Source organism: Eubacteriaceae bacterium Marseille-Q4139 (assembly GCA_018223415.1).
Taxonomy (GTDB): Bacteria; Bacillota; Clostridia; order Lachnospirales; family Lachnospiraceae; genus CABSIM01.
On sequence record JAGTTQ010000001.1, the window covers coordinates 2,984,427 to 3,008,882 of the forward strand.

Annotated in this window: 29 protein-coding genes; 24 read left to right on the forward strand and 5 right to left on the reverse strand. The window is 49.6% G+C overall.

Annotated elements, in window-relative coordinates:
- The first annotated feature begins 14 nt into the window (after positions 1-14).
- From KE531_14155 to KE531_14195, 9 genes are all read left to right on the forward strand, one after another.
- Positions 15-917, forward strand: coding sequence for a hypothetical protein (locus tag KE531_14155; GenBank protein MBR9954730.1), 903 nt, complete (start codon positions 15-17; stop codon positions 915-917).
- Between the two features lie 11 nt (positions 918-928).
- On the forward strand, positions 929-1,312 hold the full coding sequence (locus tag KE531_14160) for a DUF4406 domain-containing protein (GenBank protein ID MBR9954731.1): 384 nt from the start codon (positions 929-931) through the stop codon (positions 1,310-1,312).
- Entirely contained in the window at positions 1,306-3,240 is a 1,935-nt protein-coding gene (locus KE531_14165; protein ID MBR9954732.1) for a DNA cytosine methyltransferase, read from the forward strand. The genes KE531_14160 and KE531_14165 overlap by 7 nt, the downstream gene beginning before the upstream one ends.
- Before the next feature lie 118 nt (positions 3,241-3,358).
- A complete protein-coding gene (locus KE531_14170; GenBank protein MBR9954733.1) occupies positions 3,359-3,673 on the forward strand; it encodes a 4-oxalocrotonate tautomerase in 315 nt (104 codons plus the stop codon).
- A 62-nt stretch (positions 3,674-3,735) separates the two neighbouring features.
- On the forward strand, positions 3,736-4,020 hold the full coding sequence (locus KE531_14175; protein MBR9954734.1) for a hypothetical protein: 285 nt from the start codon (positions 3,736-3,738) through the stop codon (positions 4,018-4,020).
- Positions 3,998-4,597 carry a hypothetical protein gene (locus KE531_14180; GenBank protein ID MBR9954735.1) on the forward strand — a complete coding sequence of 200 codons (600 nt, stop codon included), beginning with the start codon at positions 3,998-4,000 and terminating at the stop codon, positions 4,595-4,597. The genes KE531_14175 and KE531_14180 overlap by 23 nt, the downstream gene beginning before the upstream one ends.
- Positions 4,598-4,669: 72 nt before the next feature.
- Entirely contained in the window at positions 4,670-6,502 is a 1,833-nt protein-coding gene (locus tag KE531_14185) for a DUF87 domain-containing protein (protein ID MBR9954736.1), read from the forward strand.
- Positions 6,503-6,517: 15 nt separating this feature from the next.
- Complete coding sequence (locus tag KE531_14190) at positions 6,518-7,582, forward strand: amidoligase family protein (protein MBR9954737.1); 1,065 nt, start codon at positions 6,518-6,520, stop codon at positions 7,580-7,582.
- Positions 7,583-7,600: 18 nt separating this feature from the next.
- The gene (locus KE531_14195; GenBank protein MBR9954738.1) at positions 7,601-8,116 is read left to right on the forward strand and encodes a gamma-glutamylcyclotransferase; all 516 of its coding nucleotides are present in this window, start codon (positions 7,601-7,603) and stop codon (positions 8,114-8,116) included.
- A 35-nt stretch (positions 8,117-8,151) separates the two neighbouring features.
- Here KE531_14195 and KE531_14200 read toward each other — a convergent pair whose 3' ends face one another.
- Complete coding sequence (locus tag KE531_14200) at positions 8,152-8,487, reverse strand: helix-turn-helix transcriptional regulator (GenBank protein ID MBR9954739.1); 336 nt, start codon at positions 8,485-8,487, stop codon at positions 8,152-8,154.
- A 304-nt stretch (positions 8,488-8,791) separates the two neighbouring features.
- Here KE531_14200 and KE531_14205 point away from each other — a divergent pair, with 304 nt between their 5' ends.
- The 8 genes from KE531_14205 to KE531_14240 all read left to right on the forward strand — a co-directional run bounded on the left by KE531_14205 (position 8,792) and on the right by KE531_14240 (position 14,073).
- On the forward strand, positions 8,792-9,811 hold the full coding sequence (locus tag KE531_14205) for a C40 family peptidase (protein MBR9954740.1): 1,020 nt from the start codon (positions 8,792-8,794) through the stop codon (positions 9,809-9,811).
- Between the two features lie 120 nt (positions 9,812-9,931).
- Positions 9,932-10,210, forward strand: a complete 279-nt coding sequence (locus tag KE531_14210) for a chemotaxis protein (protein ID MBR9954741.1) — start codon at positions 9,932-9,934, stop codon at positions 10,208-10,210.
- Positions 10,211-10,286: 76 nt separating this feature from the next.
- Positions 10,287-10,583 carry a hypothetical protein gene (locus KE531_14215; GenBank protein MBR9954742.1) on the forward strand — a complete coding sequence of 99 codons (297 nt, stop codon included), beginning with the start codon at positions 10,287-10,289 and terminating at the stop codon, positions 10,581-10,583.
- Positions 10,584-10,941: 358 nt separating this feature from the next.
- On the forward strand, positions 10,942-11,355 hold the full coding sequence (locus KE531_14220; GenBank protein MBR9954743.1) for a hypothetical protein: 414 nt from the start codon (positions 10,942-10,944) through the stop codon (positions 11,353-11,355).
- An 86-nt stretch (positions 11,356-11,441) separates the two neighbouring features.
- Positions 11,442-11,729 carry a hypothetical protein gene (locus KE531_14225; protein MBR9954744.1) on the forward strand — a complete coding sequence of 96 codons (288 nt, stop codon included), beginning with the start codon at positions 11,442-11,444 and terminating at the stop codon, positions 11,727-11,729.
- A gap of 95 nt (positions 11,730-11,824) precedes the next feature.
- Positions 11,825-12,160, forward strand: a complete 336-nt coding sequence (locus tag KE531_14230) for a hypothetical protein (GenBank protein ID MBR9954745.1) — start codon at positions 11,825-11,827, stop codon at positions 12,158-12,160.
- The gene (locus tag KE531_14235) at positions 12,160-12,501 is read left to right on the forward strand and encodes a hypothetical protein (GenBank protein MBR9954746.1); all 342 of its coding nucleotides are present in this window, start codon (positions 12,160-12,162) and stop codon (positions 12,499-12,501) included. The genes KE531_14230 and KE531_14235 overlap by 1 nt, the downstream gene beginning before the upstream one ends.
- Positions 12,502-12,564: 63 nt before the next feature.
- A complete protein-coding gene (locus KE531_14240; GenBank protein MBR9954747.1) occupies positions 12,565-14,073 on the forward strand; it encodes a hypothetical protein in 1,509 nt (502 codons plus the stop codon).
- Between the two features lie 601 nt (positions 14,074-14,674).
- Here the strand turns inward: KE531_14240 and KE531_14245 are convergent.
- The 4 genes from KE531_14245 to KE531_14260 form a co-directional block, all read right to left on the reverse strand.
- Positions 14,675-15,541, reverse strand: coding sequence for an aminoglycoside 6-adenylyltransferase AadE (locus KE531_14245; GenBank protein ID MBR9954748.1), 867 nt, complete (start codon positions 15,539-15,541; stop codon positions 14,675-14,677).
- Positions 15,542-15,723: 182 nt separating this feature from the next.
- Positions 15,724-16,293 (reverse strand): DNA-3-methyladenine glycosylase I, encoded by a 570-nt coding sequence (locus KE531_14250; GenBank protein MBR9954749.1) that lies wholly within the window; start codon positions 16,291-16,293, stop codon positions 15,724-15,726.
- Positions 16,294-16,332: 39 nt separating this feature from the next.
- Positions 16,333-17,133 carry a helix-turn-helix transcriptional regulator gene (locus tag KE531_14255; protein ID MBR9954750.1) on the reverse strand — a complete coding sequence of 267 codons (801 nt, stop codon included), beginning with the start codon at positions 17,131-17,133 and terminating at the stop codon, positions 16,333-16,335.
- Between the two features lie 15 nt (positions 17,134-17,148).
- The gene (locus KE531_14260; GenBank protein ID MBR9954751.1) at positions 17,149-17,490 is read right to left on the reverse strand and encodes a hypothetical protein; all 342 of its coding nucleotides are present in this window, start codon (positions 17,488-17,490) and stop codon (positions 17,149-17,151) included.
- A 441-nt stretch (positions 17,491-17,931) separates the two neighbouring features.
- On the opposite strand from KE531_14260, the gene KE531_14265 reads away from it, so the two are divergent.
- The 7 genes from KE531_14265 to KE531_14295 all read left to right on the forward strand — a co-directional run bounded on the left by KE531_14265 (position 17,932) and on the right by KE531_14295 (position 24,449).
- A complete protein-coding gene (locus KE531_14265; protein ID MBR9954752.1) occupies positions 17,932-18,345 on the forward strand; it encodes a cysteine-rich VLP domain-containing protein in 414 nt (137 codons plus the stop codon).
- A 111-nt stretch (positions 18,346-18,456) separates the two neighbouring features.
- Entirely contained in the window at positions 18,457-18,852 is a 396-nt protein-coding gene (locus KE531_14270) for a replication initiator protein A (protein ID MBR9954753.1), read from the forward strand.
- Between the two features lie 182 nt (positions 18,853-19,034).
- Entirely contained in the window at positions 19,035-19,979 is a 945-nt protein-coding gene (locus KE531_14275) for a plasmid recombination protein (protein MBR9954754.1), read from the forward strand.
- A 72-nt stretch (positions 19,980-20,051) separates the two neighbouring features.
- A complete protein-coding gene (locus tag KE531_14280; GenBank protein ID MBR9954755.1) occupies positions 20,052-20,246 on the forward strand; it encodes a hypothetical protein in 195 nt (64 codons plus the stop codon).
- A gap of 99 nt (positions 20,247-20,345) precedes the next feature.
- The gene (locus KE531_14285; protein ID MBR9954756.1) at positions 20,346-21,968 is read left to right on the forward strand and encodes a recombinase family protein; all 1,623 of its coding nucleotides are present in this window, start codon (positions 20,346-20,348) and stop codon (positions 21,966-21,968) included.
- Between the two features lie 114 nt (positions 21,969-22,082).
- Positions 22,083-23,390, forward strand: coding sequence for a sel1 repeat family protein (locus KE531_14290; GenBank protein MBR9954757.1), 1,308 nt, complete (start codon positions 22,083-22,085; stop codon positions 23,388-23,390).
- A 120-nt stretch (positions 23,391-23,510) separates the two neighbouring features.
- Positions 23,511-24,449 (forward strand): DUF3991 and TOPRIM domain-containing protein, encoded by a 939-nt coding sequence (locus KE531_14295; GenBank protein ID MBR9954758.1) that lies wholly within the window; start codon positions 23,511-23,513, stop codon positions 24,447-24,449.
- Positions 24,450-24,456: the final 7 nt, after the last annotated feature.

Consider the following 24,456-nt stretch of genomic DNA (forward strand, 5'->3'; position numbering starts at 1 on the left):
GGCATGGATAAGGCGTGTTCATATGGGATTTTGTTGCCGATACCGTATTGGGGCAGATTGTGGACTGGATCTACGGGCAGCTCGTAGGGTTTCTCGGTGATTTTTTTATGCAGATGGGCAACATGGGTGCGGAGCTTTTTGAAATGTCCTGGGTACAATCCATCGTGCTGTTCTTTTCCTATCTGGCCTGGGCGCTGTATGTCACGGGGCTTGTGGTGGCCGGATTTGAGTGTGGAATCGAAAGTCAGAACGGGCGGGGGAGTATCCGGGAAACAGCAATCAACGCCATCAAGGGGTTTATGGCAGTCAGCCTGTTTACGGTAGTCCCGGTGGAGCTGTATAAGTTCTGCGTGTCCCTGCAGGGGAGTTTTACTGCGGAGATTACCGGGCTTGGCGATGGTTTTGGGACGGTTGCCCTAAATATCATTACCTCCCTGCAGGATGCGGGAACCTGGGAAGATGCAGTACAGGCGGAAATCTTCGGGGGCCTAAACAGCATCACAAGTCCAATCTTAATGATTTTTATCCTGATCCTAATGGGATATGCAGTCATCAAGGTGTTCTTTGCCAACTTAAAGCGCGGCGGTATTCTGCTGATCCAGATCACAGTTGGAAGCCTCTATATGTTCAGTATTCCAAGAGGTTACATTGATGGCTTCGTTGGCTGGTGCAAGCAGGTCATTGGCCTGTGTCTGACTACGTTCCTGCAGGCAACGATCCTGATTGCCGGACTGATGGTAGTCAAAGACCACGCGCTTTTAGGGCTGGGACTCATGCTGTCGGCCGGAGAAGTCCCGCGGATTGCCGGACAGTTCGGACTGGATACAGGGACCAGAGCCAATGTGATGGGAGCGGTTTATGCGGCACAAGGGGCGGTCAATCTGACCCGGACCATTGTACAGACTGTAGCGAGATAGGAGGGGAAACAATGTCAGAAAAGAAGCTGGTATATATCGCATCCCCATATGCGGGGGATGTGCTGGAAAACATCCAAACGGCACAGAATGCCTGCCGGTATGCGATGGCGCAGGGAACTGTCCCGATTGCGGTGCATTTGATGTATCCGCAGTTTTTGGATGACGGTTCTGTGGAGGAACGGGAGGCTGGAATGCAGATGGGGATCCGGGTGTTAGAAGCCTGCGATGAACTGTGGCTGTTTGGGGACCGCATGTCCTCTGAGATGCAGAGAGAATTGGAAGCGGCAGAGCAGTTGGGCATTCCGGTGCAGCGAATCAGTGGTCAGGAGTTGGTCTCCTGGCTGGAGGAAGGACCGGAACAGAGTTTCTTTGGAATGGAGCTTAGAGGATGCTGACCCTGGGGAGTCTGTTTGATGGGATTGGAGGATTTCCTCTGGCCGGTATCCACAATGGGATTACGCCGCTTTGGGCAAGTGAGATCGAACCTTTCCCAATCAAAGTAACACAAATCCGATTCCCGGATATGATCCATGTGGGGGATATCACAAAACTGGACGGAAGCAGGCTCCCGCCTGTGGATGTGATCTGCGGGGGAAGCCCCTGTCAGGATCTATCTGTTGCTGGACAGCGGCGCGGCCTTGCGGGAGAACGCTCCGGTCTGTTCATGGATCAGGTGCGTATTGTAAAGGAGATGAGAAATGCAGATGCCGGACGAGGGATACCAGATCACCTTAGCAGACCTCGATACCTCGTTTGGGAAAATGTGCCGGGAGCCTTCAGCTCCGCAAATGGAGAGGACTTCCGTGCGGTTATCGAGGAGATCGTCCGTATCAAGGACGATACCTGTCATGTGCCTCGACCTGACTCCGGGCGCTGGGAACCTGCTGGGGCTGCCATTCTGGGAACTGAATTCAGCTTGGCTTGGAGAGTCCTGGATGCTCAGTTCTGGGGAGTCGCCCAGCGCCGCCGTCGTATCTTCCTTGTCGCAGATTTTGGAGGACTCACCGCACCCCAGATATTATTTAAGCAGGAAAGCCTGTTTGGGGATTCTGCGGAGGGCAAAGGCCAGAGGGAAGGAGTTGCCGGAGCAGCTGAAAGAGGCGCTGATGTGGCAGGCGGGGCTTGTATGATTTCCCCAGAACTGCAGAGGACAGAACAAAAGGGAAAACAGCAACTCCTGTGTTTAAATAACCAGGGCGGCAGCCCAATGGATGTGACAGAGGATATGACGGCGACTTTCCAGGCGGGAATGGGAAACCATCCGCCATTGGTGTCCGGACAGGCGGTACAGGCGGCAGGAGTTGTCACCAAAGGAAATGGGGAATGTTTTTTAATGACAGAAACCCATGCGGCTTTGACTGAGGGCGGCGGTCAGGCTGGGCAAGGTTACCCCTGTGTGCTTACAGCAGGATTTTGTGGTAATGCCAGTTCCGAGGCAAGGGGAATTGGGCTTCAGACAGAGTGTTCCCCGACGATTAAAACAGGACAAGCCCCGTCTGTTCTTTGTCTGAATGACCAGGGAGGCAGTCAGATGGATACATCGGAGGATGTGTCTGGGACGCTGCGGGCACAGGAGCATGGGCATCAGCCGCTTATTATGGCAACACAACAGGGCGGGGCAGAGATTGGCGAGGGGATTTGCCCGACGATTACAGGAGCGGCTGGCTCCAGCGGAAATAATCAGCCGGTACTGTTTGAGAACCATGGGATTGATGCGCGCTATACCGGCCCTCATGGAGTTGCACCGACCATGTCTGCACGCTATGGGACTGGCGGTAATAATGTCCCACTGGTTGCAGACCAGCCAGAGAGCTACTGTATTGCGGGAAATATCATTGACCGGCAGGATAAGAACGGTGGAAATGGACTGGGATGTCAGCCGGATATCAGTTACACCCTGACGGGGATGGACCGGCATGCGGTGTTCAGCAGACAGCGGAGCGATGAACTGATTGAAAATGAAGTTGTGGCAACGCAGAGCGCCAGACAGCACAAGGACGCAACGGATCTGATAATGGAGGTTTTCGGGGTAGATTGCCGGAATGGAAATGAGAATGGGGACATCTCCGGAACACTTCAGCCAGGTTCGGGTGGGACTTCTTTAAACTCCATCCATCCGGTCCGGATGGGAAAGCGCATCCGGCGTCTCACTCCACTGGAGTGTGAACGGCTGCAGGGGTTTCCGGACGGCTGGACAGATATCCCCGGTGCTTCGGACAGTGCCAGATATAAAGCCCTTGGAAACAGTGTGGCGATTCCATGTGTGGACTTTGTCCTGCGCGGAATCGCTTATTTTTTACGGAAGATCAGAGAAGAAACATGAGATATCCTCTTGTTGGTATTGCTTCCTTTTGGAGAAAAATCTTGTTGGGTATGGTCATAGCTATTCCATAACATTCCCGATATACTTGGCTTGTAACATCAAGGAAAGGAGAACATCCATGGAGAACCGAAAAAATTTATGCGCCATGATCCCGGAATCGTTATATACGAAAGTCGGGGAAGAAAAGGAAAAACTGGCACTCAATCTCAGCCAATATGTCGAGATGGTACTGAACGAACATTTTGAAGGAGGAAAAGCAATGGCAAACGGGACAAGGACACTGGCATTCCAGGTATCAGAGGAACTTTTTATGAGGATCAAGGAATATTTAAAGCAGACCGGACAGAGCCAGAAAGACTTTGTGATCGGGCTGATCGAAACAGCCTTAAGTGAAGCGGAGAAAGTAAAGCCGCATGAGGAAACTGCAGAATGAAATTCGTCTAACACCGCCGGAGGGCTTACGCTGCCGGCGGTAAATTTATTGGAGGTGGAACCTTGTATATCTATCCGGACAACTTAAAATCCAGGGCAACCCTGTGGCTCTGGCAGCTTCGGGACATCGGCGTCATCGGGGTGTGTGCGTTGGTATCCATCCTGTCATTTACACAGGCAGGACTTTTTCTGCCCATCGTCTTGACGGCGGTTTATGCCTTTCTGACGATCCGCTTTGAGGATACCAGTATCCTGGATTTCATCCGATATGCCTGTGCTTACTTTTTTACCAGACAGCAGCTCTACGAGTGGAGGTTTACAGAACATGAACAGAAAGAAGAAATCTGAGAAACAGGAGGCGGCGCATCGGGCGTCCACCCGCCAACTGATTGGGGCAAAGGAGATCACGGAGTACAGCCTGATAACCTATGGGCACGGGGAGCTGGTGTATTTTATTGTGAAACCAACCAACATCTCCGTGCTGTCAGAGGCCAGCGTAGGGGCAAGGATCTACGCGTTGATGACGGTGTTAAAAGGCGTGGCGGAGATTGAGATGCTGTGCTTAAACAGCCGGGAAAGTTTTGAGGACAATAAGCGGTTTTTGCGTTCCCGCATGGAACAGGAGGAAAACCCTGTGGTCCGAAAGCTCCTGGAAAGAGACTTAACGCACCTGGACCGTATCCAGGTACAAATGGCGACTGCCCGTGAATTTCTCATTTTACTCCGGCTGAAGGAAGAAAAAGAATCCGAGGTGTTCCCCTATCTGGCCCGAATTGAAAAGTCCTTGAAGGAGCAGGGATTTTCCGTTAAAAGAGCGGATAAAGAGGACATCAAGCGGATACTGGCCGTGTACTATGAGCAGAACGTGACCACAGAGAAGTTTGAGGACTTCGATGGGGAACGCTGGATTATCCCGGACGATTAACAACAGGAAAGAAAACAGAACTGCGTCGGAGAAACCGGCGTATTTTTGTGCCTAAATTTAGGAGGTGTCCATTTGAGAAAAACGAGAACTGCCCAGGTTTCTGAACTGAAAGGCGATGTGCGGATTCAGGAATTCCTAGATATGATTGCCCCATCGGTCATCAAATTTGAAACGGACCATTTCATCTGCGGCAATACCTTTCGCTGTGTGTGGGCGCTTAGAGAGTATCCAACCGCGACGGACGAGCAGGCGATCCTGTCCCATCTGGGAGAAAAGGACGGGGTAACGCTTCGGATCTACACCCGCCATGTGACGCCGGTGGAGGAACGGAAGATCATCAGCAATGCGGCAAATAAAAACCGTATGGACCGCAGCAATACCAATGACTTACAGCAGACGGTGCTGGCGGAGAGTAATCTGCAGGATGTGGCGACCATTGTGACACAGATGCACCGAAACCGCGAACCGCTCCTCCACACGGCCGTGTATCTGGAGCTTTGCGCCCACGACTTGGATCAGCTGAAACTTCTCCAGACGGAGGTGCTTACGGAGCTGATCCGTGCAAAGCTAAATGTGGACCGGCTGATGCTCAGACAGCAGCAGGGGTTTCAGTGCGTAATGCCTACGGGCTGGAACCTGTTTGGGGATCAGTTTGAGCGGGTGCTGCCAGCCAGCAGCGTGGCCAACCTGTACCCGTTTAACTATTCTGGCAAGACCGACCCTAATGGTTTCTACATTGGCCGGGATAAGTTTGGGAGCAATGTGCTGGTGGATTTTAACCGCCGTGCCGATGATAAGACAACCGCCAGTATCCTGATTTTAGGAAACAGCGGACAGGGAAAGAGCTACCTGTTAAAGCTTCTGCTGACCAATTTGCGGGAATCCGGGATGCGGGTAATCTGCCTGGACCCGGAAATGGAGTATGAAGATCTGACCGAAAACCTGGGCGGATGCTTTATTGACCTGATGAGCGGGGAGTTCCTCATCAACCCGCTGGCCCCGAAAATACGGAATGAGTCCGACAGCCCGGAGGATCTGGATGCGCCGCAGACCTTCCGGATCCGTTCCCGCCTGTCTCAGCATATCAGTTTTTTAAAGGACTTTTTCCGAAGTTACAAGGACTTTACGGACCGGGAGATTGATGTGATTGAGATCATGCTCCAGAAGCTCTATACGAAATGGGGTATTACCGATCACAGCCCCTTTGACCGGATGGCCGACACGGAATACCCGATCCTGTCTGATCTCTACGCTCTGATTGAGCAGGAGTACAAGGAATATGATGAGAACAGGCGCCAGCTTTATACCGCAGAAATGCTCCAGAACATTCTCCTGGGGTTAAACTCCATGTGTGTGGGAGCGGAGAGTAAGTTCTTCAATGGCCATACGAACATCACAGATGACAGCCTTATTACCTTCGGTGTGAAAGGTCTTCTGCAGGCCAGCAAGAGTCTGAAGGATGCATTGCTGTTCAATATCCTGTCCTTTATGAGCGATAAACTCTTGAGCGAGGGGAACACTGTGGCCAGCCTGGATGAGTTTTATCTGTTCCTTTCCAACCTGACAGCGGTGGAATATATCCGCAACTTTATGAAGCGTGTCCGGAAGAAAGAGTCCGCGGTCATCATTGCCAGCCAGAACCTGGAGGATTTCAACCTGGATGGTGTCAGGGAATACACGAAGCCGCTGTTTTCCATCCCTACCCATCAGTTTTTGTTCAATGCAGGCAGCATTGATGCCAAGTTTTATACGGACACGCTGCAGTTAGAGGAAAGCGAATACAACCTGATCCGGTATCCCCAAAGGGGCGTGTGTCTTTATAAATGCGGCAATGAGCGGTATAACCTGATGGTCCATGCACCGGAACACAAGGCGAGGCTGTTTGGAAAGGCCGGCGGCCGGTAATGGAGGTGACGGGGGATGGAACTGAAGGGGCAGCGGTTTGGAATCGAAATTGAGATGACGGGAATCACACGTGAGAAAGCAGCGGAAGTAACGGCACAATATTTCGGGACCAGCTCCCAATACCTGGGAACTTATTATGATACCTACGCGGCGTTAGACCCGGAAGGCCGGCAATGGAAGTTTATGAGTGATAGCAGTATCACGCCGCAGCGGAAAGAAAACGGTCGGATTATTTCAGTAGGCGATGAGTACCAGACGGAGATGGTTAGTCCCATCTGCAGGTATGAGGATATCGTTTCCATTCAGGAGATTGTCCGGAAACTGAAAGAACATGGGGCCATAACCAATAAGAAATGCGGCATCCATGTGCATATCGATGCCTCCCCGTTTGATGCCCGGACGCTTCGAAACATCACCAACATCATGGCAGCCAAAGAGGACCTGATCTATAAAGCCCTTCAGGTTTCCGTGGCGCGTGAACATTCCTACTGCCAGAAGGTGGAGCAGCGTTTCCTGGATGAGCTGAACCGGAAAAAGCCTAAGACTCTGGATGGCGTGGAACGGATCTGGTATGACGGAGAGAGCCGCAGGAGCGACCATTACGATGGCAGTCGGTATCACTGCCTGAACCTGCATTCCGTGTTCCAGAAAGGTACGATTGAGTTCCGACTTTTCAATGGGACACTCCATGCAGGAAAAATCAAAGCGTATATCCAGTTCTGTCTCGCAATCGGCGCACAGGCGTTGAACCAAAGCTGTGCCAGCCGCAGGAAAACCCAGACCACCAATGAGAAATATACGTTCCGCACCTGGCTTCTGCGCCTGGGCCTAAATGGAGACGAATTTGCCACAGCGCGTCTGCATCTTCTGAAAAATCTTCCCGGCTGTATCGCATGGCGGGACCCGGCACAGGCGGAGGTACAAAAGGAACGGCTGCGTCAGAAAAAAGAAAAGGAACGGGAGATGGCAAGGCTGGAACGGCAGAATTCCATTGACAGACAGGATATGGTTACCACAGATGTTATACCAGGAGAAACCGGAGGGAGCGAGGAATCCCCGTCTTTCTCTATGCAGATGTAGGAAAGGAGAATCGCATCGATGAGTAGAAAACCGAAACTTTATATCGCCTATGGCAGCAATCTCAATCTGCCCCAGATGGCACATCGCTGCCCGACTGCAAAGGTGGTTGGAAAAAGTGAACTGAAGGATTATGAATTGCTGTTCCGGGGCGCCCGTAAGGGAGCAATGGCCACGGTCGAACCAAAAGAAGGCAGCTCGGTTCCTGTTCTTCTCTGGAGGATACGGGATATGGACGAAGCCGCTCTTGACCGATACGAGGGGTATCCGTTTCTTTATGACAAGCAGATGATGAATGTGGAGCTGGATGGCAAGACAGTATCTGCCATGGTGTATGTGATGACGCCGGGGCATGAATTCGGAGTGCCATCGGATTTCTATGTCGATACCATCATGGAAGGTTATGGGACTGCCGGATTTGATCCGCAGGTTCTGGAAGATGCCATAGACCATGCCTGTGAACTCGTAAAAGAGCAGGAGGTGCAGACCGGCCAGCGCTCCCTGTTTGGGATGGGAGGATGGGATACTCTCCAGTGAAACGGCAGAAAAGAAAGAGGAGCCGGACGGTCGGCTCACTTCTTAACGCTTGTGATTGCTTTGATATAGGAGCGGAGCATCTCCTCCACATAGGGAATGTACTCCGGATCCAGACCGGAAAGCATGGCGTTGACATTTGATAAGTCTCCCTGTTTTTCTTTCCCGAAAAGGACGTAGTCGGCAGAAACGCCGAGCGCATGGCAGATCTTCACAAGAGATTCTGCGGTAAAACTGCCAGCTCCTAACTCGATGGTGCCTAAAAACGAGCTGGCCAGATCCGCTTTTTCTGCAAGGGTCTCCCGTGAATAGCCGAGATTTTCCCTGCATTTCCGAATCCGTCCGCCAATCTCTATGTTTAACTGTTTTTTCAAACCATCACCACCTTGTATGCCCTTGATAGTGATAGTTTATCTTACTCAATCGAATATAAACATCATTGATAAAGGTTGATTATTAACCTGTATCAAGTATAATAAAATCATCAATGAGAGGACAAGGAGGAACGGAAGATGGAAGGCGGGCAGGCTGTGCTGTATGCAAGAAAGTTTGGACGGGGCATCACAATTGTTTATCCCAAAACCCTGGAGATTACCAGAGAAAAAGAACTGAATATGGCGGCTGAGTAAGGTTCCTTTCCGGGGCCTTCTTTTGCTGCCCCGGAAAGGAGGAACGCCTATGGCAGCTCCCGCTGCTGTGGTGGCGGTCAAGGCCGCCCTCGTTGTGGCAACGGACAAACGGGCAAGAACAGTTGTGCTTTCTGTTCTTGCGGCGCTTCTGGTGCCGTTTATTTTAATCATTGTGGTTCTCCTGTGTGCGTTGTCTGGAACGGCAAACCACAATACCTCTGCAGTGAACCTGACATTTCATGGAGGGTATCTGTCTTCCCAGATGCCTGCCGAATACCGGATGTACATCGAAAAGATGCAGGGAGAATTCTCAGATCTGGATGGTGTGCTTACAGACATCAATGACATGGCCGAAGGCGGAACCGTGGATGGTTACCGGGTAAAATCCATTTTTTATGCTCTGTTTTTCGGCGCGGATCAACCCCGTATGGACCGGGAAGATTACCGGGCTTTTGCAGATTGTTTTGTAACCTATGAGGACCGGGAGGATGAGGAAGGAAACACTTATACGGTGGCGATTCCCATCACAGACCAGCAGGCAATCTATGAAAATTTGTCGGCTGTGCTGGATCAGAGCATCACGATGGAGGATCAGACCAATGCCCAGAGGATTTATACCCTTGTGAAGTATGGGCAGGCACTGCCTGGTGGAAACGGACTTCTGCCGGGAGAAGCAATGGGAGATGGGAGCTACGGCGCACTGATGGCGGAAGCGACCAAGTATATTGGCTGGCCTTATGTGTGGGGAGGCAGTTCACCGGCAACCAGCTTTGACTGCAGCGGGTATGTCTGCTGGGTCTATACACAGTCCGGTGTTTACCATCTGTCCCGCACCTCGGCACAGGGAATCTTCAACCAGTGTGCTGTGATTCCACGGGAGGAGGCGAGGCCGGGAGACCTGATCTTTTTTACCGGAACCTACGCTTCCGGAAATCCGGTAAGCCATGTGGGGATTTATGTAGGTGGGAACCAGATGCTCCACTGCGGGTCCCCCATCGGCTATGCCAACATCGATTCCGCGTATTGGTCCGGTCACTACTACGCCATGGGCAGGCTGCCGGCAGGATGATAGAAACGGCTCCCCGCAGGGAAACTGTGAAATTGTCACAAACTGGTTTGTCAGGTTCTGGTATCGCTTTCCTAAAAGAATCCTGGTATGTTGTGTTGCTGAAAGGGGGTGCAGCATACGATGGATGAAATCTTTGAACAGCTGAATGAAGTCATCGAGGCCAGAGTAGCCCAGATCCGAAACAGCATGGAGGATGGCACAGCGCCGGAATCCCAACGAAACAGGAAAGAAAAGGTCGGGCGGATGGACCGGATCCTCCGGATGCTTCCGGAGAAAGAACGGAGCTGGCTGGACAATCAGCTGCTGGAGCAGACAGAGCTTCCGGAACAGGAACAGATAAAGTTCTACAAAGCCGGACTGTCTGATGCCATTGATTTCCTGCGGTTCTTGAAAATCTGACGGACTGGAAAACGGGACGCGGCGGCTATTATGCCGCCGGTTCCTTTTGGAAAAACAGAAAGAGAGGAATGGCAAGATGAAGAATACAACGCTTACGGTAACGTTTAATACGGAAAAGCTGGATGCCCTGACATTCCACATGGGCAAACGGGATGCGGATCTGCAGACAGAACTGAATGACACTATGCAGCGGCTCTATGAGAAATATGTCCCCCAGGCAACCCGCGAATATATCGATGATAAGGTGGCACGTGATGTGGCCGGGAGGGACCGGCCGCGGCGTCCCGCACGGCCAGAAAGAAGGACATCTGGGACGGCTCCTGTGTCAGAAACCAGTGCAGGAGGTGAATCCGGATACCGGCCGCCCGTGTAAGCCCCTGTGAGCCGCTGTATCGGCTTTTTCGTGCAGGGGTGGCATCCGTTGTACCCCTGCGGGAGTTTTTCGAGGTGTTGGGGCGCGTGTGGACAGAAAGGCCGGATAGCGGCCAAGAGGCTGATAAACGCTAAAGTTTAGCGGTTTAAGTTGGGTCGAAATGTGTGCAGGTTAAAGGGCGGGTGGCTTTTCAAAGCCCCCTCGCCCGGTTCACACCGCCCTGCAAAGCCGTGCGGGGATTTTCTTTGGCACCCCAAAAGTCCCGTTACAGAAATTGAGGTGGCTGGTATAGAAGTCTGGCAAGATTTCTGGGGAAAAAGAGGGTGGCTTCGGCAGAGCAGGCAGAAAGGAGGGGCTCATGAGCGGAAATGCGGATAAAACCAAGTTTTCCATCCGCGTGGATACGGAACTGGTCGCACTGGCAGATGCCTATATCAAGGACAGCACGGTAAAGAACCGCACCGAGCTGATTGAAGATGCCCTGCAGTTCTATCTAGGGTTTCTTACTTCGGAAAAAGCGGAGGACTATCTGCTCCAGGCAATCTCCTCGGTAATGACCGGAACGGTGCAGGACAGTGAGAATCGACTGGCGAGGATGGATTTTAAAATCGCAGTGGAGCTTTCTAAGCTGTCCCAGGTGATTGCCTACACACATGATGTTGACGAAACGGCCATGAAACGGCTACACTCGAAATGTGTGGAGGAAGTCAGGCGCATCAACGGTGCGATTGATTTTGAGAGCGCATACAAATATCAGAAACGTGAAACCTAAAAGAATAGAAAATCTTTGTTGGATTTTGGTATAGACTGGTCGCACATGGTTCGTTTATGGTGTGTTGAAAAAGGAGAGTAGTAACAATGGATAAGAATGAAATTTTTGAAATGGTGATTCAGGAGATGACAGAGCATGCGCTGCTGTACCGGAGAAAAACCTGTAATGATGAGGAAAAAAATCTCTATCAGGAGATTAGTATGCTGGCTGAAAAAAAGCGGGATGTGCTTGCGAAACTTTCTCCAGAAGATCAGCAGGTAGTGGAAGATTATATTGTCAAGATCAATCTTCTGGCACAGCACGAAAGTGCGTATCTCTATGTGCAGGGCGCAAAGGACTGCGTGGAGATGCTGCAGAAGTTGGGTGTCCTGTAGGAAAAAAGGAATGGCCGGATGAATGCAAGAAAACAGTTGAAGCCACAGAAGTCAGCGTGGTATAATAAAAAAACAAGAGAAGGGAGCGGTTCCGTATGTTAAAATTAGAAATCCGGCTGAATGAAAATAAAATCCGTACAGAGGGAAAGTACACAACAGAATGCTTAAATCAAACATTGATTTCTGCATTTGAGGAAGAACAGTTGGACTGCAGGAAGGAATCCGATGGCACATTGGTTTTTGTCGGGAGAGGGCGGGCAAAAGACTATGGATGTTTCGGGATGCTGATTACAGCCCTGAAACGGGAAATGTGGTTTATGAATTATGTAGAAAAATGGATTTGGTATAATAGCGATGACGGAGAGAGTGAGGATGACTTTGTGGTAGAAGATGTCCTCCTGTTTTATACCAACCGAGCCAGTGCTGCTTAATGGCAAGACGTGAGGCCAGACAGTATAAAGCCCTCTACTTTGATATGCGTGTTCAGGCATTAAAAGAATTTTATCCCAAGAAAAATCATCTTGGAGCGTATAAAGAGATTAAGAATTATCTTCTGAAACACGAATTTACTCACGAACAGTGGTCAGGATATCATTCCATGAAAAAAATAACTGACCTGGAGATTTTTGAACTTGTACGGGACATGGCCACTGAGATGACATGGTTTCCAGATTGCCTCCATCATTTTGAGGTAACAAATGTTGGAACCAACCACGACCTTATGAAGATTCTGAAACCGAAACAGTTGAGTCCTAAAATGTTGAATATGTAATATGGAAAAGATTAAGAAAGGCGGCTGGAAATGGCTGCTTTTCTTTTTGCCAGGAGGAAATCCATGCCAAGACTGATTTTTACCTCCCACTATCTCCGGGATGCACCGCCAGAACATCTGGAGAATTATGTCCGTTATATCGGAACCCGTGAAGGTGTTGAGAAAATCGATGAAAGCAAGCTGTCCCTTCCCGCTACCGGTAACCAGAAAGAACTGAATGCACAACTAATCCGTGATATTCCGCAGACAAAAGAACTGCTGGAATACGCGGATTTTTTATTGCGTCCGACCATCGGGAATGCCTCCGAGTTTATTTCCTGTGCGCTGGAGCAGAACGTGGATCTTATTGGGAACCGCAAAAACTATGTGGACTATATTGCAAACCGTCCCCGCGTGGAGCGTGTGGGGGAGCATGGTCTGTTCACGGATGCGGGAGTTCCCGTCGTGTTAAAACGGGTGCAGGAGGATGTGGTAAATCACAAAGGTCCGGTCTGGACGCATGTCATCTCCCTTCGTAGGGAGGATGCAGCGCGGCTTGGGTATGACAGCGCGTCCCAATGGATGGCACTACTCCGGTCGAAACGGGCCATGCTTTGCAGACACATGAAGATTGACAGTGCAAATCTCCGATGGTACGCAGCGTTCCACAATGAGGGCCACCATCCCCATGTACATCTGATGGTGTATTCTGCAAAAGACAATGACGGGTATCTGACGAAACCGTCCATTGAAGCCATGCGCTCGGAGCTGGCCCATGATATTTTCCGCCAGGATTTCGCAAATCTCTACGAGGAACAAAATCAGGTGCGTGCAGCATTGAAATCCGGAGCGGAAGATGTGATACGGCAGAAGGTAGAAGATCTAAAAGGTGAAACCCTTGTAAACGATGAGATTGAGCGAATGATGGTTCTCTTATCCGAGCGCTTAAAAAATACATCCGGGAAAAAGGTATATGGGTACCTGAAGCGGGATGTGAAAAATCTGGTGGATCAGATTGTAGATGAACTGGCGAAAGACAGTCGTGTATCAGAACTGTATCAGGCATGGGGAAAATGGCAGGATGAAATCCGTTCTACGTATCAAAACGATCTGCCTCCACTCCCGCCTTTGTCAGAACAGAAACAATTTAAAAGTATTAAAAATATGGTAATCGCAGAAGCATGGAAACTAAGCAGCCATCAGCTGACTTTTGAAGACGAGTATGCTCCAGAACCAGAAATACAATGGATTCAAGAAGAAGTCCTTCCAGATGGAGAAATGGAACCGGAGCAAGTGGATCCGGACGAAACAGATTTGCCGGAAGGAATGCAAAAAGACAGACCGAAACAACAAAATGTCTTTCATTCCAGTTGGAGTGATGGCTACAAACGTGCGCGGGGCTATCTATATGGCAGCGAAGAAGTGGGTCAGGACTTTGAGCAGGCATTTGTGTTGTTTCTTGCGGAGGCGGAAACGGGGAATGCGCTGGCGATGTATGATCTGGGGCGGATGTGTGCGGACGGACTGGGGTGTGAATCAGATTCAGAAGCGGCAGAGCATTGGTACCGGAAAGCACTGGGGGGTATCACTTAGATAAAGATACCACACCAATCCCACGCTGACTTTTGCTCAACCGATACAGCCGGAGGGCTGGATAACAAGAAAAGGCGGTATGCGCCCCGTGGAGGGGTAGCGTACCGCCTTTTTTGTGGGGGTTTCCAAAGGGGGCAACGCCCCCATTTGGCACACGACTTTGCGAAGCAAAGTGTAGTGTGTTATACGCTCTGTCGGCGTTGCCGTGAAAATGCCGTTGCCGCCGGGGAGGGCAAGGGCATTTGAAGCGGCAGGAAAACAGGGCTGTGCTTGTGTGGCGTGGAGCCGCAAGCGCAGGTCTGTTTTCGACAGCAGACAGGGCGTATATGAACGCCCCCGTTCTTCGTCCTACGCTCTGACTTGTGGATAAAGTGTCCCGAAGTTGTGGCTACACTCCCGGAAAAGTAACAGGACAGCGGGTAACCGTCAAGGCTGAAATGAACGGGTTTACACCCGGCCTTGACCGCCACCCGCCGTCCCACTGAATGGGTGGACAAGGCGGCCAATCCCTCAAAGTGCTTGTCCGCGCTCTTTCTGATTTTGAGGTATTCAGTTTTTCAAAATTGAATAATCAAAATAAATTTTTTCGATTGAAAAAATTTTATTTGTTATCATCTTCAATGCCATATTTTTTCTTTTGCCGAATCACATAATTACTGATTTTTTCATCATATAGTGGATACTGGTAATCCAACTGGCATGCCACTTCTGACGAAACCTCCCGGAACAATGCCATACATTGTTCAAAGGATTCCCACATATGGGGATAGGAATCCATATTATAAGTGGACATAAGTCGTTCCCACAATTCCTCTGGGACATATTGCTTCATAAATTTATAGTTTTTTCCCAAACTGAAATGAAATCCCTGTTTGATACCAATCAGCCAGGAAATCATGCGAAGCAATTCTTTTCGTACTATATCATTCATATGGTCAATAGCAAAAAGAATTTCTTTGCGGCATAAGCCCTTTACTACATATGTTGTAGTATTCCAAAATTCATTACAGCAATCGTCAAACATTCTTTGAGTAGGCTTCTGCAAGTGGTAGTCTATATCCGTTGGTATTGGCGGCTTTACGATACGGTTGTCTTTATCCAACAGTAACTTTACCAGTTTATCCCATGTAAAATACTCGTCTATCAGTTCCAGCGGCAGCAAAGTTAAATCTATCTTAACATCATCAGTAAACAGCATTAAATATGAAAATCCCTTTTCTACAGCTGGAAATAATTCCATATCTTCCGGCTTTTGCAGAATCAACCTTTCACCAAATATATCTAGCCATTTATCATCACTTGTGAAGCTGTCCATATCCGTAACAAAAAAAGTAATATCAAAATCCTGAAAATCATCAGGCGGAATATTTGTATTTGTTCTAGATCCTTCCAAAGTAACCATGCGAATGCGTTTGTCTGTTTTTGCAAAATTCAAAACAATATCATAAACTTCCTTTTCTGATCTCATTTTTATCTCCTCCAATTATTGAAATGGGCGGGAAGCCATTTTAGGGCTTTCCCGCCTTGATTACCCTTTAGCAAAGACGGGCGGGACTGTCAACGGCGGCGCATTTATGCGCCGTTCATCTTGACCGTTGACTGGCTCGGCTGGCTTTGCTATCTCTCGATAAATTGTACCGAAATATTGAATTATTCTGGTACATACAAATAGCAACCTTTCACATGGTCATTTACAATTCCGATTGCCTGCATATACGCATATATAATCGTGCTGCCTACAAACTTAAAGCCTCGTTTTTTTAAGTCTTTACTGATTCTATCTGAAAGTGGCGTTGTTGCAGGAATGTCCGCTTCCGATTTGAAATGATTATGAATCGGTCTATTCTTAACATAAGACCAAATAAACTTATCAAAACTTCCGTATTCTTCTTGGATTTTGATAAATTGCTGTGCGTTTGTGATTGTCGACTTAATTTTTAATCTATTGCGAACAATATTGGGATTTTGCATTAACTCATCAATTTTAGTTTCGTCATAGAGAGCAATTTTTTGATAATCAAACTCGTTGAAGGCTTCCTTAAATGCAGCTCTTTTATTTAATATCGTCAGCCATGATAATCCGGCTTGCATACCTTCAAGAACCAACATTTCAAATAGTTTTCTATCATCATGAACGGGCTTTCCCCATTCCTCATCATGGTATTCTTTATAGAGTTCTGTGGTTGCCCACGAACATCTTTCTCTATCGTCTTTCTTCATGGTATCCTCCGTTTTGTAAAATTTGTTTTTGTCGCCCACTTATTTTCTCCCCCGCTGTGGGTTTGGATTTTTCAGCAAGTCCGACTTCTGTGCAATCTTTTTCAGCCACTTCTTTTCTTCCTCAGACAGCTTCTTGTAATTCAGTTTAAGCCGCTTACAGATAAACGCCAAAGCCGCTTGCTCCGGGTCGCTGTCCTCTCTGGCGGTTTCCTCGGCGGTCTGCAAGAAATCTTCCAGCGGGTTGTCCTCCGGAACGCTGAAAAAATCGTTCTTATGCGCTTCCCGCAGGTCAAAGGCTATCTTGTTTATGTCCTGCTGTATCACATAGCGGCAAAAGCTGTCGTCGTCAATGTGGGCGGCGATAAGCTGTCGCAGCTGCGGGTCAGTCAAGCCGGGATTGTGTTGTTTCATAATCGTTGCACTCACAGCGTCCACAATGGCGTTTGCGCTCTGCACCTGCTTTCCCGCTATGCCGTTCACATAGATTTCAAGGTCGGCCATGAGCCGGGGGAAATCCGGGTGCGCCGCCAGTTCACACAAGAGGGAATTGTCCACCCGCCCGCTTTTCAGCAGTTCAATCATATCGTCACTCAAACGCAGGTCTGCAAGATCGGCGTTTGGGTGATTTTTTGTTTCCGACAGCCCCAGCAGATAATCGGCGGTCACGCCGTAAAACTTCGCCAGCTTGATAAGGGCATAGTGGCTGATGTCCTTGAAGTCCTCTGCTTCATAGCTTCCCAGCGCAGACTTGGAGAGGTGCGTCTGCTCCGCAAGCTGTTCCAGCGTCAGCCCACGCTCCACACGCAAGTCTTTTAATCGTTCTTGTATTGATAAAGCCACCTTATCCCTCCGTCCTTACTGTTGATTTAATTCCGTTCCATAATGTTCTGAGGAAAAACCGTTATCAAGAAAAATTGAAAAGAACGGTGTCATCTTATTGTAAATCTCCGTATCTTTCGGTTTGGGTAACTGCAAAACCATATTTACAAAATCAGTCGATACCAGTCCCACGATAATTTTTCCGTATTGCCAATCGTCATTTTTGAGTGTTCCATACTTCAAAGCATACTCAATCCATGTTGTTTCTTCATTCCAACAATGGATTTCAAAGGTTTTCGCTGTCCGAAGATGCTTTTCCATAATCTTTTTCCATTCATCATTGATAGGCTGCGTATAATCAAATTCTATCTGTTCCATAAGTCACGCCCTCTACTCATTTTGCTACCATTTTACCACAATTCCGAGAGCGTGGAAATAGCCTGTTTTTTAAGCCGATTTCCTACCTTTCGGATATACGGGGCGGGCGGTCATTTAGGTGTAGACTTATCTTAGTTCATCGATGGACAGCACCTTGAAAACAGAATGACCGTCCGAAAAGGAATACCCCGGCTGGGGAAGCATCGCAAGGAACCGAGCTTCGGGACAAAATGTCCCGAAGTATGGGGAGCGTGCCAACGCCGGAACACGCCGCTATTGTCGGGGCCCCCGCAAAGCCGCATGGCTTTGTGGGGAGAGGAGGAGCAGCGGAGCGAGTGAGTTTTGCCGCTTGCGGTGAAACGAACGATACGCAGCTTGCGACGACGAGGCAGGAAGCCTTTTCGGGGAGAACGGCAACGGAAAGCAAAATGGAGGGAACGCATGAGAGATAACCCCTATAAAGACTTGCCGCCACTGGAACGCAGGCCGGACGGTTCCCTTTACCGCATGACACCGGCGCAGAGAAAACAGGCGGCCAGCCTGATACGCCGGGAGTGTTGTTGCCGTGAGGACGGCAACTGCATTGTCCTTGATGATGGGGACACCTGCACCTGCCCGCAGACGATTTCTTTCTCGGTCTGCTGTAAGTGGTTCCGCTGGGCGGTCTTGCCGCTGGACGGGACGCTGGAAGCGGAAATTTTCCGGGATAAGGACTTGAAACGCTGTGCGGTCTGCGGTGGCGTGTTCGTCCCCAAATCCAACCGGGCAAAATACTGCCCCGGCTGTGCCGCCAGAGTTCACAGGCGGCAGAAAACAGAAAGTGAACGGAAAAGGAGGTCTGCTGTGGACGGTTAGGAGCGAAAAAAGCCTTGATTTATCAGGCTTTGCAAGCCCCAAACCGGGGCAGGTGGTATAAAGTATCGCCCGCCCCGGAAAACGGGCTTCTAACCGTCCACAAAACGAACTATGACAAATACCATCTATATCCACCAGCCGGAAAAGGCGTTCAGCTTCACCCGGCTCCCGAATTTTCTCTTTGAAGCCCCCACATTCAAGCCCCTGTCCAACGAGGCAAAGGTTCTGTATGCCTTTATCCTGCGCCGGACAGAGTTATCCCGCAAGAATGGGTGGGCGGATGACTGCGGACGGATTTTCCTGTATTACCCTATCTGTGAAGTGGTTGACCTGCTCCATTGTGGGCGGCAGAAAGCGGTGAATACCCTGCGGGAACTGCAATACGCCGGACTGGTGGAGATCCAGAAGCAGGGCTGTGGAAAACCCAACCGCATTTTCCCAAAATCCTATGAAGCGGTTCCAAACACCGACTTTAAGAAATCCCGTTCTGGTACACCGGAGGACTGAAAACCGTACCCATGAAGTACGGAAATCACTCCTGAGACGTACGAAAACCGGACGGTATATAGAAATACAAAGATAAAAAGATTGATTTATATTCTATCCATTCCAATCCTATCCGAGCTATTTTCTGCGGGATTTTCCCTGTGGAAAACCCCGGATAGGAAAGGAATGGGGAAAGGAGCAGAATGGCACAACACGCAATTTTACGGTTTGAGAAGCACAAGGGCAACCCGGCAAGGCCGCTGGAAGCCCATCACGAAAGACAGAAAGAACAGTATGCCAGCAATCCCGACATTGACACAAGCCGGAGCAAATACAACTTCCATATCGTCAAGCCGGAGGGACGCTATTACCACTTCATTCAGAGCCGGATTGAGCAGGCCGGGTGCCGAACCCGCAAGGACAGCACACGGTTTGTCGATACGCTGGTAACTGCCAGCCCGGAGTTTTTCAAGGGGAAATCCCCAAAGGAGATACAGGCGTTTTTCCAGAGGGCGGCGGACTTCCTCATTGGCCGGGTAGGACGGGAAAATATCGTGTCGGCGGTGGTACACATGGACGAGAAAACGCCCCACCTGCATTTGACCTTTGTTCCGCTGACAAAGGACAACCGCCTGTGTGCAAAGGAGATTATCGGCAACCGGGCAAACCTGACGAAGTGGCAGGACGATTTTCACGCCTATATGGTGGAGAAATATCCTGACTTGGAGCGTGGGGAGAGCGCCAGCAGGACAGGCCGGAAGCATATCCCCACCCGGCTTTTCAAACAGGCGGTTTCCCTCTCCCGGCAGGCAAGAGCCATTGAAGCCACACTGGACGGCATTAACCCGCTGAACGCCGGAAAGAAAAAAGAGGAAGCCCTCTCCATGCTGAAAAAGTGGTTCCCGCAGATGGAGAATTTCTCCGGGCAGTTGAAAAAGTACAAGGTCACAATCAATGACCTGCTGGCGGAGAATGAGAAGTTGGAAGCAAGGGCAAAGGCCAGCGAAAAAGGAAAGATGAAAGATACGATGGAACGGGCAAAGCTGAAAAGCGAACTGGACAATTTACAGCGGCTGGTTGACCGTATCCCGCCGGATATACTGGCGGAACTGAAACGTCAGCAGCGGCACACGGTAAAGGAAAGGTGATAGATATAAGCAGAAATTTTCGCCGCCTTTGTGCGGCATTGTACCTTGAAAACTGAATATGGAGGACACTGGATGGCAAAAAGTGAAAGCGATATTTTTACACCCCGAACAGGGCAGGTTATACAAGCAGAGAACGGCACGCAGTATTTTGTATGTGGGAACAACCGTATAAAAATCTCCGAACACTTCGCCGCAGGCGGGAAGCCCCTCGGTGATCTGATTGTAGATGTGGTGCGGCATACCGCAGAAAAAGCCGCTTCAACCTGATAGCCCATCATTGATAACACGCCCACGCTTATGATATAATTGCCATAGAGCAAAAGTATTGTAAGCGTGGGTTGTTTCTTTAGAAGGAGGATTTTTACGGTGAAACAACCTTACAATACTACGATTTACAACACGGCGCTTTATATGAGATTGAGCCGGGACGATGAACTGCAAGGAGAAAGCGGGAGTATTCAGACACAACGCATGATGCTCCGGCAATATGCCGCCGAGCATGGCCTGAATGTCATAGATGAATATATCGACGATGGATGGTCTGGAACGAACTTTGACAGGCCGGATTTTCAGAGAATGATTGATGACATTGAGGACGGGAAAATCAACTGCGTTGTTACGAAGGATTTATCCCGCTTAGGCAGAAACTACATTCTGACCGGCCAGTACACGGAAATCTACTTTCCCAGCAAAGGCGTCCGCTATATCGCTGTCAATGACAATGTGGACACCATCAACGGAGAGAATGAGCTTGCCCCATTCCTCAACATTCTGAATGAAATGCACGCCCGCCAGACCAGCAAAAAGGTAAAGGCGGCCATGCGGACACGGTTCGCAAATGGCGCACACTATGGAGCCTATGCTCCGCTTGGCTATGTCAAAGACCCAGATAAGAAAGGCCATCTTCTGATTGACCCGGAAACAAGGTGGATTATCGAAAAGATTTTTGACCTTGCCGTTCATGGCCGGGGAGCCGCCAGCATTACACGGATTTTGGTCGAAGAAAAAGTACCTACTCCCGGCTGGCTGAATTTCCAGAGATACGGCACTTTCGCAAATATCTATGCCGGAGCGTCGGAGGAAAAAGCCTATGCGTGGACGATAGCGCAGGTGAAAAGTATTCTGAAAGAGGAAACCTATATCGGACACAGCGTCCACAATAAGCAGACCAATATTTCATTCAAAAACAAGAAGAAAGTACGCAAGCCAAAAGAGGAATGGTATCGTGTGGAGAACACCCACGAAGCGATTATTTCCGAAGATGTGTTCCGTCAAGTACAGGAGCAGATTTGCAACAGGCGCAGACGGCAGAAGAACGGCACAACACAGATATTTTCCGGGCTGGTAAAATGTGCGGACTGCGGCTGGTCGCTGGCCTATGGTATGAACAGCCAGAACAAAAATCCCTATGCCCACTACCATTGTAGCAAGTACGGGCAAGGATTGCACCAGTGTTCCATGCACTATATCCGCTATGATGTGCTTTACGCCTATGTCCTTTCCCGTCTGCAATACTGGTCTGTGCTGGCACAGCAGGATGGGGACAAACTTCTGAAACGGCTACTTAACGCCAGCGACAAGGAACGCAATACTGCAAGGAAGCGGCAGACAGCCGAACTGAAAAAGGCGGAAAAGCGCAAAGCAGAAGTAGACACCCTGTTTGCAAAAATGTATGAGGACTGGTCTGCCGGACGCATTACAGAATACAATTTCAATATGCTGTCCGAAAAGTATCAGGGCGAACAGCGAGAATTGGACGCAAAAATTGAACGGCTTCACGAAGCGATGGAGGTCGCCGCCCAGACAGCGGTTGACGCTGAAAAGTGGATAGGTCTGATGAAACAGTATGTCAATCCCACAGAATTGACGGCTGAACTTCTGAATACGCTGATTGAAAAAATCCTTGTCCATGAAGCGGTCAAAAGTGAGGACGGAAGCCGGGAACAGGAGGTAGAAATCTTCTACCGCTTTATCGGCAAAATCGAATGACACATCTTGAGATACCCAACAATATCTTTAACTAAGGGAAACTGGGCATTCCTCGCTGCGGAGCAAACGACGAAAGAGCGGAAACTCCCTTATCTGTGGTATCGAATTGGAAAAATGTACGCAGCCGGTCTTGGTACGGAAACAGATTATAAAACTGCTGCGGAGTGGTTTGCGAAAGCGGCTTCGCAGAAACACAAGTATGCCCAGTATTCCTTGGGCGGTTTGTATTACCGTGGGCAGGGTGTAGAGCAGAACTTTGAACAGGCCCGGAGGCTTTATCAGATGTCTGCCAAACAAGGGAATCCGTATGCATCCTATGAACTGGCGAAGATGTTTCGGGATGGAGTAGGTACGGAGAAAGACTCCGAGCGGGCAGAAAAATCTTTTAAAGATGCCTTCATCGGGTTTTCCTCCCTGGAAAAAAAGAGCCATGATGATAAGCTGCAGTACCGTCTGGGCTGGATGCTCCATACAGGAACCGGGGCAGAAAAGGATGATGCACTGGCGGAGGAATACTGGAAGCAAGCGGCACGGCTTGGAAATGTCCATGCTCAATATGCCTTGGGAAAACAGTGGCTGGAAAACGGCACTGGTAATCCAGAGCAGGCGTTGAAATGGCTGATGAAAGCGGCAGAAGCGGAAAACTGTGCAGCCCAGTATGCGTTGGCAAAGCTCTATCGGGATGGACACTATGTTCCGCAGGATATGGAGCGGGCAGTTGAACTATTTTCCCAGTCAGCAGAGAGGGGAAATGAATATGCGGCCTATCAGCTGGGGCGGTTATACCTTGCCAATGAAGAAATCCCTAAAGATGTGCAGCTGGCAGTCAAGTGGCTGGAGGTTGCTTTTGAAAAAGGAAATGCTTATGCCCAGTATACGCTTGGAAAACTTTATCTGTCGGGGGAAGATGTTTTGCAGGATGTGGAATGTGCTGTCCACTATTTTGAAATGTCAGCAGTACAGGGAAATGAGTATGCGGCTTATCAGCTTGGAAAGCTATATCTGTCTGGAGAACATCTGACAAAAAATGTGGCAGAAGGAATCCGGTGGATGGAGGCCGCCGCAGAAAAAGGGAATCCGTATGCCCAGTATTCTCTGGGTAAGTTATATCTTTGCGGGAAAGATGTTCCCCGCGACAGAGAAAAGGCGGTTGTTTATCTGGAAGCGTCTGCTGCGCAGGGGAATATTTACGCCCAGTTTTTTCTGGATCATCTGGATTCTTTCCGTGACCCGTCCGCATTTATGGCAGCGACAAGGCTCCTGCACCGTCTGGAGGAACTGTTCCGGGAGGATTACCGAAAAGGCACTGGTCAGGCACCCTATCATATCGACCGGAAACGCAGAAGAAAACTGGCAGAGAAAAAACAGGCACAGGGTCATAAACGGGATGACCATGAGCCAGTACAACAACAATCTCTTTGATTACATCAAAGAGAGGCCTCCGGCGGATTGCAGAAATGTGCCAGGGAAGATGCCACGCAGAGCGTGGCGCACATTTCGCAGCAAATATGCCGAGACATATTTGAAGATGGAGGTGGATGAATGTCCGGATATGTTTATTTTACAGAAGAACAGAAGCAGCGGGCCAATCGTGTGGATCTGGAGGATTTTCTCACCCGTCAGGGGGAAAAGCTCCTGCGATCCGGTAGGGAGAAGCGTCTGGCGAGTGACCACAGCGTGACAGTGCGTGGAAATCGGTGGTATGACCATGCGGCTGAAAAAGGAGGATGTGCCATTGACTTTGTGCAGATGTTTTACGGGCGAAGTTTTCCAGACGCAGTTAGTATGCTGTTAGATGGAGAACAGGGACAGGCGTACCGTGAGAGTCAGCAGAAAGAGCCGGAGCCGCCAAAGCCGTTCCAGCTTCCGGAAGCCTATGGAAATATGCGGCGCGTCTTTGCTTATCTGACGCAAGCCCGATGTTTGGATCGAAATGTGGTGTCTGCATTTGCCAGACAGAAGATGCTCTATGAGGATGCCAAATATCATAATGCGGTATTCGTTGGGTACGATACAGACGGTGTTCCCAGGCACGCACATAAAAGAAGCACCTACACAAAAGGGGAACCGTTCAAAGGAAATGTGGAAAGCTGCGATCCGAGGTACAGTTTCCGCTGGATTGGGCGGGGTGATACGGTCTATGTGTTTGAAGCGCCTATCGATATGCTGTCTTTTATCACGATGTATCAGAAGGACTGGCAGGAACACAGCTATGTGGCCCTCTGTGGAGTAGCGGAGCATGCGCTTATGCAGCTTTTGTCTGACGCGCCGTATGTCCGAAAGGTTGGCCTGTGCCTTGATAATGATAAAGCAGGGATACAGGCAAGGGAGAGAATCAAACAGAGTTTATCAGAGCGGGGATACAGCGATGTGTTCCCGCTTTTCTCGCAGCAAAAAGACTGGAACGAGGATCTGCAGGTCATGTCGAAACCACCGCCGGAGTTGGAGGAGAAACAGTGGATGGGGGTGCAGATGGGATGAAGGGAGG